The sequence below is a fragment of the Stenotrophomonas sp. AGC87 genome, from assembly GCF_057333975.1.
On the sequence record NZ_JBHFHW010000040.1, the window covers coordinates 47262 to 61128 of the forward strand.

10 protein-coding genes are annotated in these 13867 nt (G+C 67.5%); 4 read left to right on the forward strand and 6 right to left on the reverse strand.

What is annotated here, in order from left to right; all coding sequences use genetic code 11:
* Nucleotides 1-60: 60 nt before the first annotated feature.
* From ACE026_RS16315 to hflK, 3 genes are all read right to left on the reverse strand, one after another.
* Nucleotides 61-246 carry a DUF2065 domain-containing protein gene (locus tag ACE026_RS16315; protein WP_121038863.1) on the reverse strand — a complete coding sequence of 62 codons (186 nt, stop codon included), beginning with the start codon at nucleotides 244-246 and terminating at the stop codon, nucleotides 61-63.
* Between the two features lie 69 nt (nucleotides 247-315).
* Nucleotides 316-1179, reverse strand: coding sequence for a protease modulator HflC (hflC, locus tag ACE026_RS16320; protein ID WP_019186091.1), 864 nt, complete (start codon nucleotides 1177-1179; stop codon nucleotides 316-318).
* Nucleotides 1176-2297 carry an FtsH protease activity modulator HflK gene (gene hflK, locus ACE026_RS16325; RefSeq protein WP_259259501.1) on the reverse strand — a complete coding sequence of 374 codons (1122 nt, stop codon included), beginning with the start codon at nucleotides 2295-2297 and terminating at the stop codon, nucleotides 1176-1178. Before hflK ends, hflC begins: the two co-directional genes overlap by 4 nt.
* A gap of 183 nt (nucleotides 2298-2480) precedes the next feature.
* Here hflK and ACE026_RS16330 point away from each other — a divergent pair, with 183 nt between their 5' ends.
* Both ACE026_RS16330 and pilH read left to right on the forward strand, forming a co-directional pair.
* Entirely contained in the window at nucleotides 2481-3476 is a 996-nt protein-coding gene (locus ACE026_RS16330; RefSeq protein WP_486039908.1) for a YhdH/YhfP family quinone oxidoreductase, read from the forward strand.
* An 89-nt stretch (nucleotides 3477-3565) separates the two neighbouring features.
* Nucleotides 3566-3949: a twitching motility response regulator PilH gene (pilH, locus tag ACE026_RS16335; RefSeq protein WP_486039910.1), complete on the forward strand. Its 384-nt coding sequence runs from the start codon at nucleotides 3566-3568 to the stop codon at nucleotides 3947-3949.
* A gap of 91 nt (nucleotides 3950-4040) precedes the next feature.
* On the opposite strand, the gene ACE026_RS16340 is transcribed toward pilH, so the two are convergent.
* Entirely contained in the window at nucleotides 4041-4940 is a 900-nt protein-coding gene (locus ACE026_RS16340) for a DnaJ C-terminal domain-containing protein (protein ID WP_486039911.1), read from the reverse strand.
* Nucleotides 4941-5190: 250 nt separating this feature from the next.
* Here ACE026_RS16340 and ACE026_RS16345 point away from each other — a divergent pair, with 250 nt between their 5' ends.
* Together ACE026_RS16345 and ACE026_RS16350 are read left to right on the forward strand one after the other, a co-directional pair.
* A complete protein-coding gene (locus ACE026_RS16345) occupies nucleotides 5191-5673 on the forward strand; it encodes a redoxin family protein (RefSeq protein ID WP_482999382.1) in 483 nt (160 codons plus the stop codon).
* A gap of 29 nt (nucleotides 5674-5702) precedes the next feature.
* Nucleotides 5703-6287, forward strand: a complete 585-nt coding sequence (locus ACE026_RS16350; protein ID WP_486039913.1) for a ferritin-like domain-containing protein — start codon at nucleotides 5703-5705, stop codon at nucleotides 6285-6287.
* A gap of 114 nt (nucleotides 6288-6401) precedes the next feature.
* Here ACE026_RS16350 and pbpC read toward each other — a convergent pair whose 3' ends face one another.
* Nucleotides 6402-8777, reverse strand: a complete 2376-nt coding sequence (gene pbpC / locus ACE026_RS16355) for a penicillin-binding protein 1C (RefSeq protein WP_486039914.1) — start codon at nucleotides 8775-8777, stop codon at nucleotides 6402-6404.
* A gap of 53 nt (nucleotides 8778-8830) precedes the next feature.
* Entirely contained in the window at nucleotides 8831-13750 is a 4920-nt protein-coding gene (locus ACE026_RS16360) for an alpha-2-macroglobulin family protein (RefSeq protein ID WP_486039915.1), read from the reverse strand.
* Nucleotides 13751-13867: the final 117 nt, after the last annotated feature.

Genomic DNA, 13867 nt, shown 5'->3' on the forward strand with positions numbered 1-13867 from the left:
CCCCCCCCCCCCCCCCCCCCCCCCCCCGCCACTACCAACCAGCGCATGGCGGTAACCCGCTCAGTGCTTCAGCCACCACAGGGTGGTCAGGCCGGCCAGCAGGATCACCCCGCCCCAGGTCCGCAGGGCGCTGCTGCGCAGCATCAGCAGCTGCTCGGCCATCCGCTTCCAGGCCAACGGGGCGGCGAACAGGAACAGGCCTTCGAGCACGGCGACCAGGCACAGGGCCGAGAACAGATCTTTCATGACATCTCCACAAACAAAACGGGGACCCGGTCTGCACCGGGTCCCCGTGGATGACTACCGCCTGCGGCCTCAGCGATCGCTCTTGAGGTACTGCAGGAACGGGTCGTTCTTGTCGAGCACGATCACGCCGTTACCGTCGGTCATGGAGCCACGGTAGGCCTCCAGGCTGCGGTAGAAGGCGTAGAACGACGGGTCGGCCGAGCCGGCCTTGCCGTAGATGCGGGCGGCATCGGCATCGCCGGCACCGCGCAGCTGCTGGGCGTCGCGCTCGGCTTCGGCCACGATCACGGTGCTCTCGCGGTCGGCCTGGGCACGGATGGTCAGCGACTGCTCTTCACCCTCGGCGCGCAGCTTGGCCGCTTCCTGCTTACGCTGGGCACGCATGCGCTCGTACACATCGTTGATCACCTGGCTGTCGGTCGGCAGGTCGATCTGCTTGATGCGCAGGTCGATGATCTGCATGCCGAGCGCCTTGACCGACTCGTTGATGCCGGTCAGCTGGTTGGCGATCAGTTCGCTGCGATCTCCGGACACCAGCTGCTGCAACGAACGCGAGTTGATCTGGTTGCGCAGGGAGTCGGTGATGATCGGGGCCAGACGGGCATTGGCCACGCGGGCATCGCCGCCGGTCGCACGGAAGTACGCGCGCACGTCGGAGATGTAACCGATGGCGAAGAAGTCGACGCTGACGTCCTTCTGCTCGGCGGTGAAGTAACGCGCCGGGGCGGTATCGAGCACCTGGAAACGGCGATCGAACACGCGCACCGTTTCCACCAGCGGCACCTTGAAGTGCAGGCCCGGCTTGATGTCCGCACGGACCACCTTGCCCAGGTTCAGCACCATCGCGGTCTGGTCCTCACGGACCACGTAGACCGAACCCAGCAGGCCGAGCAGGACCGCTACTGCCAGACCAATCCACAGTGAACTTCTCATCGGCTGCCCTCCTCACGACCGGTCGGGCGCGTCGTCGGACGCTCCGCATTGCGAACGCCATCCACGGCCGTGCTGGCAGGCAGCGACGGCAGCATGACTTCCGGGGTCACCGCCGGAGCGGCATTGGTGCTGGTGCGGTTGTCGCCCGGCATCGGCACGTAGATCAGCTGGCGGCCATCGCCACCGATGATCTTGCGGTTCTCCGAGAGCACCTTCTGCACCGTTTCCAGCCACAGGCGCTTGCGCGTGACTTCCGGGGCGTCCTTGTACTGGACCTGCAGCAGGCTGAAGCGCTCGGCATCACCCTCGGCCTTGGCGACCACGGCCTGCTTGTAGCCTTCGGCGGTGGTACGGGCCCGTGAGGCCTGGCCGCGCGCTTCCGGGACCACCTTGGCGGCGTAAGCCTGGGCTTCGTTGATCAGACGCTCCTTGACCTGCTGGGCACCGTTGACCTCATCGAAGGCCGGCTTGACCTCCTCGGGCGGGCGGGCATCGGGCAGGGTCAGGCCGGTCACCGACAGACCCGTGCGGTAGCTGCCGAGCGAGGCCTGCAGGCGCTCTTCGGCGGCCACGGCCAGCGGGCCACGGTTGTTCAGCACGTTGTTGAGGTCGGCACGACCGACCTGCTCACGCACCGCGCTCTGCGCGGTCTGTTCCAGCACCTGGTCGGCATCGACCGAGCCGAACAGATACAGGCGCGGATCGTCGATGCGGTACTGGACGTTGAGCGAGACGTTGACGATGTTCTCGTCGCGGGTCAGGACCGGCACCTGGCTGCTGAACGTCTTGATCTCGGTGGCATTGACCTTGGTCACCGATTCCAGCGGCCAGGGCAGCTTGAAGTTCGGGCCAGGCTGCAGGATGCGATGGAATTGACCGAAGCGCAGCACGACGCCGCGTTGCTGTTCGCCGATCAGCTGGAAGCTGGAGAACAGCAGCAGCAACACCGCAGCCACTGCAACCCACCGCAGGATGCCGCCATCGAACAGGTCTTTCAGCGGACCGGGCAAACCGCCCCAACCGCCGCCATTGCCGCCACCGCGAGGACCGAACGGCCCACGTCGATTCTCGTCGGGGCCTTGTCCGCCCTTGTTGCCGCCGGGTGTATTCCAGGCCATGCACGCTCCATCAAGGTAAGGTTGCCTGCGGGCCACTCCCGCACCGTCAACCGTTAAAACGTTAAATCGCTGTCGATTCTACTAGATGGGGCAGATCGACAGGATTGGAAGGGGTCACGCATCTCGGGGAACGATTCATAACCGCAGCGGGTAAGGTGGTGTTTTCCCCCGTCAGGCATCTTCATGGCAATTCCCGACCGGTTCAACGCTTTCCGCATCCACCAGGACGATACCGGCTACCACGCCGGGCTGGAACCGATCGGCCTGGACCAGCTCAACCCGGGCGAGGTGGTGATCCGCGCGCACTGGTCCTCGGTCAACTATAAAGATGCGTTGGCCGGCACCGGCAAGGGCAAGATCCTGCGGCGCTTCCCGCTGGTCGGCGGTATCGACGTGGCTGGCACCGTGGTCGCCTCGACCGATCCGGCCTACCGCGAGGGCGATGCGGTGCTGGCCACCGGGTGCGGACTGAGCGAGACCCGCGATGGCGGCTACAGCCCCTATGTGCGCCTGGCCGCCAGCGCGGTGATCCCGCAGCCGACGGGACTGACCCCGCGTGAGGCGATGATCCTGGGCACGGCCGGCTTCACCGCTGCGCTGGCCCTGGTGCGGATGCTGGACAACCGGCAGACCCCCGCCCACGGGCCGCTGGCCGTGACCGGGGCCACCGGCGGGGTCGGCTCGCTGGCGGTGGATATCTTCACCCGGGCCGGTTTCGAGGTGCATGCGATCAGCGGCAAGGCCGACCAGGCTGGCTATCTGCACAGTCTTGGGGCCCGCGAGGTCCTGCCGCGCGAGGTGCTGGCAACCACACGGCCGATGGAATCGGCCCGCTTCGGCGGTGGCCTGGACAACGCCGGCGGCGCGATGCTGACCAGCCTGCTGGCGCAGACCGTGCCCTACGGTTCGGTGGTCAGTGCCGGTCTCGCCGCCAGCCCCACGCTGGAGATGACGGTGATGCCTTTCATCATCCGCGGGGTGTCGCTGCTGGGCGTTTCATCCTCCAGCGCACCGCGTGATCTGCGCGAAGCGGTCTGGGAAAAGCTGGGCGGCGCGTGGAAGCCGGCGCATCTGGAGACGATCTGCACCGGCGAGGTCGGGCTGGATGGCCTGCCCGCGGCGTTCGACACCCTGCTTGCCGGCGGCAACCACGGCCGCACGGTGGTACGAATCGACTGAGCGTGGCAGCCGGGCGACAGACGGCACGCCCGGCGCTTCACGACGGTGCGAGGCCCGCACTACACTGCGGGCATCACACGGGGAACACCATGGCACGCATTCTGATCGTCGACGATTCACCGTCGCAGCTGTTGGGGATACAGCGGATCGTCGAAAAACTCGGGCACGAGATCCTGACCGCCACCGATGGCGCCGCCGGGGTGGAAACGGCCAAGGCCGAGCTGCCCGATCTGGTGCTGATGGACGTGGTCATGCCCAACCTCAATGGCTTCCAGGCGACCCGCACGCTGGCACGCGACGCCTCGACCAAGCACATCCCGGTGATCCTGGTGACCACCAAGGACCAGGACACCGACCGCATGTGGGGCATGCGCCAGGGCGCCAAGGCCTACATCACCAAGCCGTTTTCAGAAGACGAACTGTCCGAAGTGCTGGAGCGCGTTTTCAGCCACCAGGAACCGCCGGTCGCGTAAGCCCACGGCCGGTTGAGCCCACCACCGGGCGGCTCCTGCCGCGACGGCTACCGGGTCGGTACGCCGCTGCATCGGCGCACCACCACCTGCATCACACCTTCTCGCCGAATGCCTTGGCCAGCGCCTTGTACGCTTTCTTCTGCGCCTCATCGGTGGGCGCCGGCGCAATGATCTCCAGCTCCACGATCTGATCGCCATCCGGGTTGCCCGGCAGCCCGCGGCCACGCAGGCGCAGCTTGCGGCCGGCATCGGACTCGGCCGGCACCTTCAGCTCCACCGCTCCGCCCAGGGTCGGCACGCTGATGCTGGTGCCCAGCGCGGCCTGCCACGGGGTCACCTGCAGGGTGTACAGAATGTTGCGGCCATCCACCTCGAACTGCGGGTGCTCGGCGTATTCCACTTCCAGCAGCAGGTTGCCGCCACCGGTGCCCTGCCCGGTCAGCCGGATCACCTGGCCCGGGCGGATGCCCTTGGGCACGCGCACATCCAGCTGCTTGCCGCCCACGTTGATGCGCAGGCTGTCGCCCTGATAGGCCGCTTCCAGCGGCACCGACAGCTTGGCGCGGGTGTCGCGGGTCGGCTGCGGGCCCTGGCTGGCGCCGCCGAAGCCACTGGCGCGGCCACCACCGCCACTACCGCGCTGGCGCGCGAACAGGCTCTCGAAGAAATCGCTGAAGCCGCCGCCACCGGCGCCGCCCCCGAACACCTCTTCGAAGTCATAGCCCTGGCCACCGCCGTAGTTCGGCGGGGTATGGAACTCCTCGCCGGGCCGGTAGCCCTGCGCCTTGAGCTGGTCATAGGCCGCGCGCTTCTGCGGATCGCGCAGCGCCTCGTAAGCCTCGTTGACCGCCTTGAATTTGTCCTCGGCCCCGGCTTCCTTGCTCACATCCGGGTGGTACTTGCGCGCCAGCCGGCGGTAAGCGGTCTTGATCTCAGCATCGCCCGCGGTGGGTTCCACCCCGAGCGTGGCGTAGTAATCCTTGAATTCCATCCAAACACCTCGACTAAGTTCGGCCGCCCGCGTGGGCGGGCGCCGTCCGCGCAATTCTAGCCGCTGCGGACCGGCCCACCGTGACGCCGGGCGCGAATGATCCTGCGCAATGCGGCGGACATCCCGAATGGCTACGCTGCCCCCGTGGCCCGCCTTTCCCGCTACAGATGGGTCTGCACGGCGGCTTTTCAATGTTTTCACATGGCCATCCCATGCCCCTCACTACCCTGCCTGTGTCCAAGGAGTCCGCATGACCATCCACGTTGGCGACCGCATTCCCGAAGTCACCCTCAAGCGCATCCGCGAGGGCATGGAGACCATCGATACCCATGCCCTGTTCGATTCGCGCAAAGCGGTGCTGTTCGGCGTGCCCGGCGCGTTCACCCCGACCTGCTCGGCCCGGCACCTGCCCGGCTTCATCGAGCACTTCCCCGAATTCCGCCACCGCGGGATCGAGGTGTTCTGCATGGCGGTCAACGATCCGTTCGTGATGAAGGCCTGGGGCGAAAGCCAGCAGGTGCCCGATGGCCTGCAGCTGCTGTCTGACGGCAATGGTGAGTTCACCCGTGCGCTGGGCCTGGAAATGGATGCCAGCAGCTCGGGCATGGGCATCCGCTCGCGCCGCTTCGCGCTGTACGTCGAAGACGGTGTCGTGCGCGAGACCTTCATCGAGGAACCCGGAAAATTCGACGTGTCTTCGGCGCAGTACGTGCTGGAGCATCTCCCCCGCTAGACCCACGCAACAGAGGAACCCGGCCAGCCATGTCAAAGCCAGCCAAGAACACCCAGAACGCCACCCCGGGCAACACCCGCCCGCCGGGCATCAGCGACACCGCCACCCTGCGTGCGAAGGCCCGCAAGGACATCGAAGATGGCGCGATCACCGACAGCTACAGCGCCGACCGCAAAGCGGTGATCAAACTGCTCAACGATGCGCTCGCCACCGAGTACGTCTGCGTGCTGCGCTACTACCGCCATTACTTCATGGCCAAGGGCATGCTCGCCGATTCGATCAAGGCCGAGTTCCTGGAACACGCACAGCAGGAACAGGCGCACGCCGGCAAGCTGGCCGAGCGCATCGTACAGCTGGGCGGGGAGCCGGACCTTAATCCGGACACGCTTAGCGCGCGCTCGCATGCCGAGTACAAGGAAGGCAGCGACCTGCGCGACATGGTCCGCGAGAACCTGATCGCCGAGCGCATCGCGATCGACAGCTACCGCGAGATGATCAATTTCGTGGGCGACAAGGACACCACGACCAAGCGCATCCTCGAAGAGATACTGGCGCAGGAAGAGGAACACGCCGACGAATTCGCCGACCTGCTGGACGGCTGGATCGGGGAGTAATGCCGGCCGCTGGCCGGCGCCAGGCGCCCAGGTAGTGCCAGCCGCTGGCCGGCGCGAGGCGCACAGGTAGTGCCGGCCGCTGGCCGGCACCATCGCACTCCGCGCAGCAAACTGTCAGCGCAGGATCCGGAACCGCACCTGCGTCCACGCACCATCGGCGGCCAGCGCGGTCAGCGTGTGCTCACCGACTTCATCAAAGTCGCGCTGGAACAGTCGCGCGCCTTCAGTGCGGGCAATCCAGCGGTCATCCAGCAGCCAATCCACTGTCGTTTCATTGCCCAGTGCACGCAGTTGCAGGCGAACGCCGCGCTTGGCATTCGGGGCGCGTGCGAGGGTGGCGCGGTCGTTGAGCCCTTCGATATGCAGGGTCCCGGCACTCTCGCGCCCATCGTCGCTGCAGTCCGGTGACAGCGCAGGCAACTGCGAGGCCTGGCGCTGGGCCTGTGGCAACCACGGCGACAACAGCGCCGGCCAGCGCGCGATCTCACGCGGCTCCGCCGCATGCGGTCGGCTGCAGTCCGGCGACAGCCGCAGCCCCGTACCTGCATCCACCTGGAACCGCTGCAGACCCGGCTGCCACAGCCGCGCCTCGCGTTCAGCGAAGGTCGGCGGCACGACCCCGTCCAGCACGAAGGCCGGCATCCGGCGTTGGCACAGGGGCCCTGCGGTCTGCTCAGCCAAGCCGCCGGTTGGCCAGCAGATATCGGCCTGCGCCACGCTTGCCGGCATCGGCGCTGCACTGGCATCGCCGGCTTGGCGCGGCAGGCTGTCGATCACTTCGAACATCAGCGGCAGGGCGGTCACCGCACCGTACTGCCCGGGCAGCGGCGTGCCATCCGGGCGCCCCACCCACACACCTACCGTGTAATGGCGCGTCGTGCCGATCGCCCAGGCATCGCGGTAGCCGTAGCTGGTGCCGGTCTTCCAGGCCACACGCGGGCGGCCGGTGACATCGAACGTGCCGGCGCCGTAGCCCGGGCGCGGATTGGATTCGAGCATCTCGCGTGTGATCCAGGCCGCGCCCGGTGACATCAGGCGCCGCTCGATCACCGCATCCTCGGCGGTGTAACGCACGCGCCCGGCGATGCCGTTGCGGTTGAACGCGGCGAAGGTACCGACCAGGTCCTCCAGCCGCGCGCCGGTGCCGCCAAGGATCAGCGAGAGATTGGGCGCACTGCCATGCGGAAAGCGCAGATTGATGCCCGCATGCGACAGGCGTGCGGCGAAACGCGCCGAACCAACCCGGTCCAGCAGGTCCACCGCCGGCACGTTGAGCGACAACCGCAGGGCCGTGGCGGCACTGACCGGCCCGTTGAAGGCCGCATCGAAATTGCCGGGCCGGTAACCACCGAAGCTCTGCGGCGCATCCACCATCAGGCTTTCCGAATGGATCAGGCCATCATCCAGCGCCATGCCGTACAGGAACGGCTTGAGCGTGGAGCCCGGTGAGCGCCAGGCCTGCACCATGTCCACATGGCCGAGCCGCTGCTTGTCGCCGAACGCCACCGAACCGACATAGGCACGTGCCTCCAGTGTTCGGTTGTCCACCACCAGCAACGCCGCCGAGGTGCGCTCGGGCAGCTGCGAAAAGTAGGACGACACACGCTCTTCCAGCGTGCGCTGCAGGCCGATATCCAGCGTGCTCTCGATCCGCGCCGCCCGCGGCTGTGCCGAGCGCAGCCGCTGGGCGAGCAGCGCCGCATGCAGCGGGGGCTGCAGCGCGCGCGTGACCACCGGCTCGATGCGCGCATCGTCGACCTCCTCGCGTGACCACACGCCGAGCGACACCATCCGCTCCAGCACCTTGTCGCGCGCACGCTGCGCCGCTTCCGGATGGCGGTCCGGACGCAACCGGCTGGGCGACTGTGGCAACACCGCCAGCAACGCGGCTTCCGCATGCGACAGCTGCGAGGCCGGCTTGCCCAAGTAGGCCCAGCTCGCCGCCTCCACGCCTTCGATGGTGCCACCGTAGGGCGCGCGCTCCAGGTACAGCGCAAGGATCTGCGCCTTGCTGAGATGCAGCTCCAGCTGCACCGCGCGCAGCAGCTGCTTGGCTTTGCCCCACGGCGTGCGCGTATGCGGATCGAGGATCCGCGCAACCTGCATGGTCAGCGTTGAACCACCGGAGACGATCCGCTGCTCGAACAGCCATTGCTTGCCGGCCCGCAACAGTCCCCACGGGTTGATGCCCGGATGCCGCCAGAACCAGCGGTCTTCGTAGTTCAGCAGTGCCTGCAGATACAGCGGCGACACGCTGTCGGCCGAGGCCGGATAGCGCCACACCCCGTCGGCATCGGCGAAGGCGCGCAGTGGCGTGCCATCGCGCGCGACCACCAGGGTGCTGGTGTCGCGCTGCCTGGGCAGCGGTGGCGGGAACGCGAGATCCAGCACCAGCAGCAGTGTGAGCAGCGCAGCCGTGCCCCATCGCAGATACGGCAGCACGCCGCGCAGCACCGACGCCCACCACCGCTTGGAGAAAAGAGACGTCATGTCGATTCAGCAGCGAGGCAGGCGGGCCGTCACCGGGACGGCCCGCCCTGCGATCAGGGCTGCACCACGGTCAGCGACGCCGGGAGGCTGCGCCCCACCCCGCGCAGGTCGGGACGGTACATGTCCTCCACCAGCGGCGGCGGCACGCGATACGTGCCCGGCGTGACCGCACGCACCAGATAGAACACCTTGGCAGTACTGCCACGCGAGAGTTTCAGCGCCGCTACGTAGCGGTCGTCGCGGAACTCCTCGTGCTTGATGTTGGCCGCATCGCCACGATCGTTGACGCTCAACCCGTCGACCACCACATCGGCCCACTGTTTGGCATCGCCGAGGTTGAAGTTCTCGATCTCCAGCCCGGCCGGCAGCAGATCGGTCAGCAGGGCGTCGGGCATGTCCACGTTCGGGGTGACGCTGACCCGCACGATCAGGGCTTCGCCTTCCTTCAGCGGACGCGGCGTCCACGGCTTGCCATCCGTGGTGTACCAGCTGCGCTCCACGCCGAGCGTGCGGCTGTCCGGTTCCGGCGGGTTGCGCGGAATGCCGGCCACTTCCAGGCTGGCGAACATCGGCGGCTCCCCTTGAGGGGTGAAGCGCACCCCCTTGGCCAGCGCGGCGTAGTCGAAGCTGCGGCCGAACATGCGGCGTGCCGAGATGCTCTCGCTTTCGCCCCCCACCACCAGCTCGCCGGAAACCAGCTTCGTCTGGTTGGCCGACAACGCCTTGCCCATGCGGGCCAGCGCCACCTGCTCCTGGGTGCTCAGCCACATCCAGCCACTGTTACGGCGGGCATCGAGCGCGCGACCGAGATCGACCGCACGTGCATCGTAGGCCGGCTTGGACAGCTTGCGCTCGTGCAGCAGCGCGATCATCAGCGCGTCATCGCGCACCGCACTGCCGTAATCGCCGAAGTACGCCGGACGGTCACTGCCTGTCTTGGCGAAGCCGGCGGCAATGGCCGCATCGCCGCGCTTGTGATCGCCCTGCAGGGACAGCGCGATGCCCAGGTGCACCAGCGACAGGCCGGTCAGCGACTTGCTGCGCTCGTTGTCGTACAGCGCACGCAGGGTACCCAGTGGCGCGCGGTTGACACGCGCCAGCACGTAGCCCGAATAGGCCTGGTTGGCGAATTTCAGGTTCTCGCGGCGGTCCTCGCCATAGAACTGGTTGCCGCCGGACAGCAGGTCTTCGCTCAGGCGGTTCAGCGCCTTCTGCAGCACGTTGTCCGGCACGGCGAAGCCGGCGTCCTTGGCGTCGAGCAGGAACTCGGCGATGTACGGCGTCAGCCACGGATTGATGTAGCCGTCGTCGCCCCACATGGAGAAGTTGCCGTTGGCCACCTGCATCGAGGCCAGGCGGCCGAAGGCACCTTCCATGCGCTCGCGGCGGGTCTTGGCATCCAGCCCGTCCGCGCCGAGCATGGCCGAGGTCGCCTCATCCAGCATCAGCGCGGCGTAGCCCTTGCTGGTGGTCTGCTCGGCGCAGCCATACGGATAGTTGAGCGCGCCGTTCAAGGCACTGGCGAACGGAATCGGCGGCAGCGCGCTGACCAGCATGCGTGCGGTCACCGAGTCGTTCATCAGGCCATCGGCCAGGCCGGCTTCCATCGTGACGGCCGCCAGCGGATCCAGCGTGCGGGTCTGTGCGCGCAGCACCTGCGGCCACGCCGCGCGCACCGGCAGGTCATAGCGGCGATCGACCTTGAAGCCGTTGCCATCCACGCGCACGCGCACCTTGGCCACGGTGTAGCCCTCGCGCGCGGTCAGCGGGAAGCTGAGCGTGCTCTTCGCATCGGCATTGAGCTTGAGCGTGCGGCTGGATTCGCCCAGGGTCAGCGGCCCGATGCCATCGACCTGCACCTTGAACTCGCCCGGCGTGCCGGTGAAGTTCTGCACGTCCAAGGTGACCGTGCTGGTATCCCCGGGCGCCATCACGCGCGGCATGCTGGCTTCGGCCAGGATCGGCGCGCGCACTACGGTTTCCACATCACGCTTGCCATACTGGTCATCGGCGTAGACCAGCGCCGATACGCGCAAGGTACCGTTGAAATCCGGCACCTTCAGCGCGATCCGCGCGATGCCCTTGGCATCGAGCTTCACCGGGCCGGAGAACAGGTCCACCGTCTGCACGCGCGCGGTCGGGCGCTTGGCCTGCGGCATCGCCGCCAGGGCCATGTCGCCACCGAACTTCAGCTTGCCGCTGCTGCCGTCGAAGCTCTCGATCACGCGGCTGTAGATGTCATACGCATCCACACCCAGGCGGCGCTGCGCGAAGAAGTGCGAGGCAGCATCGGGCACCGGGAAGCGGGTGATGTTGAGGATGCCCACATCCACGGCCGAGACGGTCACATGCGCGACCTTGCCGGCCAGCTGCGGGGCACTCACGGTGACCGGCAGCGTCTGCTCCGGGCGCATCTGCTTGGGGGCCACCAGGCCGACCGCGATCTGCCGCGCCTTGCGGTCCATCGGCACATGTACCACGCCGACCGCACGGGCCGGGGTGATCTTGCTCGGGGCACTGCCGCCACGGAACACCAGTGCCGTGATGTAGACGTCGTGACGTTCCCATTCGGCGGTGACCGGAATGTCGTAGGTGCTGCCCGGCTTGGCGTCGATATCCTGGACGTAGAGCATCTTGTCGCTCTCGACCATCAGCACGCCCTTGCCGGCATGCGGCGGGGTCACGGTGACGCGCACGGTATCGCCGGCCTTGTAGCCGGTCTTGTCCAGCGCCAGCTTGACCTTGTCCGGGCGTGCATCCAGGCCGCGGTTGTCGTCGTTCCAGCTCCAGCCGGCATTGAAGGGGTAGCGGCTGGTCAGCCCGGTGGCCGGGTCGAACACGTCCAACCGGTACTCGCCCCACTCCACCGGGAAATCAACGCCGACCGCCGCACTGCCGGCATCGACGGTGCGGGTGTCCTTGTTCTCGAAGCGGCGGGTGAAGTCGTAATCCCAGCGGTTGTCGTTGAAGGTCCAGTGGTAGTCGCGCAGCTCGCGCACCAGCGTGACCTTCAGGCCCTTGGCCGGCTGCGGCTTGCCCGCCGCATCCACGCGCATCAGTTCGAAACGCGCATTGCTGTTGGCATCGGCGCCGTCCTTGGGATCGAACAGCGGGCGTACACCCACCAACGCCGCGGCCGGCCACATCACCCGCTTCAGGGTGCGGGTCACGGTGCGGCCACCGGTTTCATACACACTGCCGGAGAGCACCACGGCGATCGGCGCGGTCGGCTTGACCTCGGCCGGCAGCTCCACGTCCTGGCGCAGCTTGCCGTCGGCCGGGAATTCGGTATCGATGACGTCGCGCGCCTCACGCGGCAGCGCGGTGGTCGGGTCGCCGAAGAAGTAGCCCGGCAGCGACTCGACCGGCGACTGCTCAGCCGCCACGGCCAACCGCGCGGTGAAGCGGTTGCCGTCGGCCGGCGCACCGTACAGATACGCCGCATCGGCCTGCAGCTTGAGCGGCTCGCCCGGCTTGAGCGTCTTCTGCGCGCTGTCCAGGTCCAGCTTCATGCGCTCGGGCAGGAACTCCTCGATGCGCAGGGTCATGCCCTGGATCGCTTCCTTGCTGGCCGGGTTGGTGCGGAACTCCACCTGCCAGCGCCCGGTCGGGGCCTCGGCCGGAATCAGCTGCTCGAAGCTGAAGTAGCCCTGCTCGCCCGGGGTCAGGCGGGTCTCGCGGAAGGTCTTGCCGTCGGGCTGCTTCAAGCGCAGGAAGACGGGCTGCGGCTTCACCGGCTTGCCATCGTTGTCGCGCAGCAGCGCGGAAATGCGCACGGTCTCGCCGGGGCGGTACAGATCGCGGCCCGACCAGGTGAACACGTCGAACCAGGCGTTATCGCGCCCGGCCACGGCGAACTCGCTCAGGTCCAGCGCGGGCTGGTTGAACGGCAGCATCGAGGTATCGCCGCTACTGCTGGCGATCAGCACATGGCTGGCATCGAGGGTGTAGTTGAGCAGCGCATTGCCATTGCCGTCGGTCGCGCCCTTGAGCACCACCTCACCCTTGCCATCGAGGATGCGCAGCTCGATCTTCTTCAGCGACGCCCCGCTCTGCAGCGAAGCGGTATGTACGAACAGCTTGTCCTTGTAGGCACGCGTGTGCAGGCCGATGTCGCTGACGGTGAAGAAGGCGGTGTCGTACTCGCCTTCAAACGAGCCGCTGCGCTTCATCACCGCGAAATACAGGCCGGGCTGCTGCAGCTCCTTGATGTCCTGCGTGGGCAGGTAGGTGAGCACGCGCTCGTTCTGCTTGCCGCCGATCACGAAGCGGTTGACGTACACCGGCTCGGCCAACTGCGACATCGGCGTCTTGTCGCCGTACTCGCTCTCCAGCTCCCAGCTGCCGCGGCGGCCGCCGCGCTGGTACTGGCTGAAGAAGTTCGGCAGTTCCTTCTCGCGCACGCGCAGGAACTCCACGTCCACTTCCGGCACGTTGACCGAGACCACCGGCAGGCCGCGGCTGTCCTTGGCCGGCAGCACGCTGCCCTGGGAGGCGAACCCGGCCACCGGCTTGAGCTCGCCGGTGAAGACCTTCTGGCGCAGCTCCTTGCCGATCCGGCTGCCATCGGCAGCGAGCAGGTCGGGCGAGACGATCAGGGAGTATTCCTTGGCCGCCTCCACGAACGGATAGCGCAGGGTCTTGCCGTCATCGGACAGCGACCAGCTGCTGTCCTCGGTGCCGACTTTCTCGGCAAAGCGGACCAGCGCGTCGAAATCCTGGGTGCCGACCAGCGGGCGCGAGAACTCCAGCGCCAGCGACAGGCCATCGCTCTTCTGATCCGGGTAGGCCCGGACCAGGGTGAACTCGGTGACCGCCTCGGCCTTGGCCGTGATCGGCGCGCCGGACGGTGCGGGCAGCTGGCCGCTGTCGTTGCGCTTGCAACCCCCGACGCCGATGGCCAGGCCGGCGACCAGCGCCAGGCCCGCGATTCCCTTCCAGCTCCACTGCCCGAACCGACTGCGGCTAGCCATGACGTCACTCCTTGAACAAGGCGGCCAGTATACGGGCCGTCCCGGCCCGTCCGGGGGCGGGGAGCCCTGGCAGTGCGAGCGTCATGGTAGGCGGGCAGGTGCGCCGCTGGCGGCGGC